This is a genomic window from Bacillus sp. SRB_331, assembly GCF_003264175.1.
Lineage (GTDB): Bacteria > Bacillota > Bacilli > Bacillales > Bacillaceae_G > Bacillus_A > Bacillus_A mycoides.
Genome location: NZ_NADV01000187.1, coordinates 1 through 651, shown reverse-complemented (window position 1 = coordinate 651; position 651 = coordinate 1). Strand labels below are relative to the sequence as shown.

Genomic DNA, 651 nt, shown 5'->3' with positions numbered 1-651 from the left:
GTAAAGAAGATAAGTCCTGAAACCAACAAACGGCGAAGAAAGTACGATACACATTAAGGTGATGCAAAAGATGTAGCAGAAAAAAGAGCTGACAGTTTTGAGGCAATCTACAGCGAAGCAGACCTTAACCTCAATGAGCATGAACAGCGTGAACACGATCTACTCATTGAAAAACTATGGAAAGAGAGAATCTCTCAACCACCGGAAAAGATTACTTTGAGAGAGCTAGAAAGGGCAGTTGTTAAGGCCAATAGGAAATCAGCAGGAGGAATTGATGGAATACCGAATAGTCTCATCAAAGAATTATGCAAAAATGATATGAACAAATACGCGTTGCTGAATTCAATTAATAACGATATTATAGATTTAGGATACTTCCCACAAGATATGAAAATAGCGAAAATCAGACCATTACCTAAAGATAATCTAGTTTAATATATACCTATATCATTATTGCCTAATATAGCCAAACTGGTAGAAGGGATTATTGAACACAGAATAAGACACCAAGCGGAAAAGCACATACCTGATAACCAATTCGGGTGCAGACCCGCTCATAGTACTACGCATGCATTGTTAAGATTGCTGCATAATGCAGGATTAGCAGCTGCTAAAGAACAGCAATTCGCGTTGATTGTATATGACTTTATG

The 651-nt window shown here is 37.6% G+C and carries 1 protein-coding gene; it reads left to right on the top strand.

The genetic code is table 11. The annotated features are described in order from the left end of the window. Nucleotides 1-216 precede the first annotated feature (216 nt). On the top strand, nt 217-435 hold the full coding sequence (locus B5P42_RS31725; RefSeq protein WP_113736079.1) for a hypothetical protein: 219 nt from the start codon (nt 217-219) through the stop codon (nt 433-435). Nucleotides 436-651 lie beyond the last annotated feature (216 nt).